General features: G+C 67.2%; 4 protein-coding genes. All 4 read left to right on the plus strand.

Annotated elements, in window-relative coordinates; translation table 11 throughout:
• On the plus strand, positions 1-900 hold a 900-nt coding region (locus tag AC08OQ_RS18280; protein ID WP_476612243.1), incomplete at its 5' end, for a tetratricopeptide repeat protein.
• Positions 901-1,150: 250 nt separating this feature from the next.
• On the plus strand, positions 1,151-1,315 hold the full coding sequence (locus tag AC08OQ_RS18285; protein WP_476595460.1) for a hypothetical protein: 165 nt from the start codon (positions 1,151-1,153) through the stop codon (positions 1,313-1,315).
• A 92-nt stretch (positions 1,316-1,407) separates the two neighbouring features.
• On the plus strand, positions 1,408-2,022 hold the full coding sequence (locus AC08OQ_RS18290; RefSeq protein ID WP_462188380.1) for a GNAT family N-acetyltransferase: 615 nt from the start codon (positions 1,408-1,410) through the stop codon (positions 2,020-2,022).
• Between the two features lie 219 nt (positions 2,023-2,241).
• On the plus strand, positions 2,242-3,819 hold the full coding sequence (locus AC08OQ_RS18295) for a mechanosensitive ion channel family protein (RefSeq protein ID WP_476602147.1): 1,578 nt from the start codon (positions 2,242-2,244) through the stop codon (positions 3,817-3,819).
• Positions 3,820-3,826: the final 7 nt, after the last annotated feature.

Genomic DNA, 3,826 nt, shown 5'->3' on the forward strand with positions numbered 1-3,826 from the left:
ACCCCGCCCGGCGCGGCCCACAGCCATGCCCGTGAACCGTCACCCACAGCAAGATCGCTAAAGCAGGTGAATGTTTACATCCTCACCCTTCAGTATGCCGACAGTCACGCCCGGGACCTACGCGCATGTGGCCTTTACCGAGCATCCCTGAAAATCCTTCAGGAGACCTTGACCCGATGCCGGGATATCCTCGGTATCAATCATCCGGACACCTTGCGCTCCTTGCGGAACTACGCGGTCACACTACGGCGCGCAGGGCGGGCGGGCGCGGCCCACCATACCTCGGAGGAGGCTTTCAAGAAGTTCCGGACCTACGTGGGAGAAGATCAGCCGGAAACCCTCACCGCAGCCATCAGCCTGGTGGGCGATCTGTGCCTGAGCCGGGAGGTACCGGCTGCGCGAAAGCTGGCCGAGAACACCTTCCAACAGGCCAAGCGCCGGCTTGGCGCGGACAATCTCTACACCCTCGCGGCGGCTAACGCACTGGTCGTCGCCATTCGGCTCGATGGCGACCCGGACGAAGCCGGCGCCCTCGCCCAGGAAACGGGGAACAGATTACGGGCCGTTCTCTCCGACGATCACCCTTTCACGGTGTCATGCATGCTCAATCTAGCCAACTGCCGCTACGACAGTAACCAGATGATGAGCTCGCGGAGTCTCGACGAGGACGCCGTCTCTCACCTGCGGAACCGGCTCGGCGATGACCACCCGACCACCCTGATCGCCTCCGCCAATCTGGCGATCGACCTGTCCGCCCTCAGCGAGACCGAGACGGCAGATGCGCTACGCGCAAATGTTCTAGCCACACTCGGGGAGAGTCTGGGAGCCGACCATCCGATCATCGCGTCCGTGCGGGCCGGCGATCGCATCGACCTCGAGATCGACCCACCCCCGCCCTGACCCGGGTGCCCGGCGACTCAGGAGACGGCCTCCGGAGGCTCTGCCTGTTACCAGGTGCAGCGTACGGGCCGTCCGGCAGCCGGCCGCAGGCTAGTGCAGCACCAGGGGGCAGGGGTTTCATCATCTACTGAGCATCATCGCCGCACCCGGCGGCGTGTTGTGGGCCACTTTCGACTTCTTTCCGCTGCCGACCAGTCCGAAGGTTTCCACCGGTGCGTTTCTCGTCTGGATCACCTGCACCGATGGGGCGGTGAATCTCAGCGGCGAACGCTGGATCAACCACCCGGACGGCTATGCCATGACGAATCTCTCCGTGTGGCCCCGCGCCGACCATCCCGATCACCTGATGGGCCGGGTTCATCTGCAGGGATGCAGCGATTACGCCGTCGACCGGATCTTAAAACCCGGCCGGTGACCGAGCCGCCGAACGCCAGGATGGGTGACTGCCGCGGGTCCGGCGCTCCAGGTCCTTTACCTTCCGGCCCGGTGAACAGGCAGGATCGATCTGTGCGGACACGGCGGGCATCAGAGGAGGACTGGGGCGCGATCTGGCCGATCTGGCGGGCCGTTGTGGTCGAGGGCGAGACCTGCGCCTGGACACCGGACACCGACGAGGACGTCGCGAAAAGCGCGTGGATGCTGCCCCCGCCGGCCGAGGTTCTGGTGATGGAGGAGGACGACGGCCCGGGCGATACCTCGATCATCGCGACCGCACTGCTCACACCGAGCCAGCCGGGCCTGGGAGATCATGTCGTCCAGGCGGTACTGCTCGTTGATCCTAAGCGGGTGGATCACGGGGCTCCGCGCGGCGGGGCCGGAATGTACCAGGGCTACGGGCCGTACGGGGGACGTAGCTACTACGGCGGCCGGGGAGCCGGGGGCGACCGCTGGGAGAGCGTCAGCCGGCAGGCCGCGGAGCAGATGATCGAGTACGCGGCCGATCTCGGCTACCGGGCGATGCAGCTCAACGCCGTCGTCGCCGCCAATCCACGGCTGGTCGCGCTGTGGCGCTCGCTGGCGTTCCGCCTCGTCGGGACCCTTCCGGCGGCCTTCCGCCATCCCTGGCTCGGCGACGTCGACCTCTACGTGATGTACCGCTTCCTGCCCGCCCGGGAGAACTGACCGGCGCACCGGGTGCCTGCGCCCCTGGCAGAGAGGGGAGCACCGTCGCCGGAATCCTCACCGGAGGATCCGGAGGGATACTGAGGGCCGCGGAGGGTAGCGAGGGATACCGAGAGACGTGGAGAAGGACGCACCGGCGCGGGTTCGCGACCCGCGCCGTCCAACCATGCCATGGTGCCCGTCCCCTCCTGCCCATGGCCCAGGACGAGGAGCCTGTCTGTGCATCTGAGCGCCGCGCCCGATCTGTCCTTCTCCGACATGCGATCGACCATCGCCGTCCTGACGATCCTGGGCGGTGCGGTCCTGCTGGCCCTGGCCGTCTCCGTGTTGCTGCACCGCATGGCCAGACGGATCGGCCGCCATTCGGAGATCGTCGCCGATCTCGCACAGCACGGTAAGCGGCCGACGCGACTCACGCTCGTGCTGGTGGCCCTGCTCGTCGGCCTCAACTCCACGGCTGAACAGGCCTGGACCGAGGCGGCCCTGCGGGTGTCCAATGTCGCCCTTATCGCTGGAATCGCCTGGTGCGTCACGGTGCTCGCGTTCACCTTCGAGGACCTCGCGCTCGCCCGCTACCGGGTGGATGTCGTCGACAACCGGCATGCCCGCCGGGTGCGCACCCAGGTCACCCTGCTCCGACGGGTCACGGTGGTCATCATCTCGATCATCGCGGGCGCCTCGATGCTCATGACGTTCCCGAGCGTCCGCGTCGCCGGCGCCAGCATCTTCGCCTCGGCCGGCGTGGTCGGCATCGTCGCGGGGCTGGCCGCCCAGACCTCGCTGTCCAACGTCTTCGCCGGACTCCAGCTGGCCTTCACCGACGCCATCCGGGTCGACGACGTGGTGGTGGTCGAGAAGGAGTGGGGCAGGATCGAGGAGATCACTCTCACCTACGTCGTCGTCCACATCTGGGATGACCGGCGGATGGTCCTTCCGTCGACCTACTTCACCACGACACCATTCCAGAACTGGACCCGCAAAGAGTCCGCGGTCCTCGGTGCCGTCGAGCTGGACCTGGACTGGGCAATCCCGATCGACGAGATGCGGGCCGAGATGCACCGGGTCTTGGACGCCACGGACCTGTGGGACAAGCGGGTCTGCGTCCTGCAGGTCACCGACGCCATCGGTGATCACATCCGCATCCGCGTCCTGGTCAGCGGCAAGGACGGACCGACCGTGTTCGACCTGCGCTGCCACATGCGCGAGGAACTCGTCCGATGGGTGCAGCACAACCATCCGACAGCCCTGCCCCGGACCCGCATCGAGTTCGACGCCTCCGCGCACCTGCTCGGTCTGCGCCTCCCGGATCAGGGCCGGCCCGATGACCGCGACGGCCGCGACCACCCCGACGGCGACCACCCCGGCAGCAGGTCCGACCGGCTCCGCAAGACGAACGGCATCCGCCTCGACGAAGCACCAGCGCGGGTGGTTCCCGTCCCAGTGCAGGGTCTCCTCTCCCCCACGATCATGGCTGCCACGAACTCGGCCGCGGTTACCACCGCCGGCAGTGCGAGCCGGGAGGCGGAGACCGATACGGGGGGCGGGACGAGCACCGCGCCCGCGGATGCGCATGCCGATGCCGCCGAGGACGCCCGGCTGTTCTCCGGCGCGAGTGCCGACGCCGCGGAACGGGCACGGAACTTCAGCGGGACCAGCAAGATCGACGAGCACGACAGCTCCGCTTCTTCTCCACCGCCCCGCGACGACGATGACGACGCGGCACACCCGGGAGAATCGACCCGACGCCAAACGACACCAAAGGCGCATAGGGAACGTAATGAAGTAACAAATACGTGATCGAGAC

Source organism: Frankia sp. CcCS3, assembly GCF_977927575.1.